The sequence below is a fragment of the Burkholderia sp. Ac-20345 genome (assembly GCF_017104825.1).
Taxonomy (GTDB): Bacteria; Pseudomonadota; Gammaproteobacteria; order Burkholderiales; family Burkholderiaceae; genus Burkholderia; species Burkholderia lata_B.
Map to the genome: position 1 here is coordinate 1 of NZ_JAAGPO010000580.1, position 232 is coordinate 232.

At 60.3% G+C, this 232-nt stretch carries 1 protein-coding gene; it reads right to left on the reverse strand.

Going from position 1 to position 232, the window contains the following annotated elements; genetic code table 11:
* Positions 1-232 (reverse strand): hypothetical protein (locus G3O06_RS48790; RefSeq protein ID WP_205820516.1); only part of this gene is annotated, 232 nt, incomplete at both ends.

The window sequence follows — 232 nt, forward strand, 5'->3', positions numbered from 1 at the left end:
CGACGAGCAGCGTGTCGTCGTTGTCGACGGGTCTGAGCACGACCAATAGTTCGGTGAGTTCGATCTCGACGGGCTTGAGCACGACGGACAGCAACGTTTCGTCGCTGTCGACGGGCCTGAGCACGACGACGAGCAGCGTGTCGTCGTTGTCGACGGGTCTGAGCACGACCAATAGCTCGGTGAGTTCGATTTCGACGGGCTTGAGCACGACGGACAGCAACGTTTCGTCGGT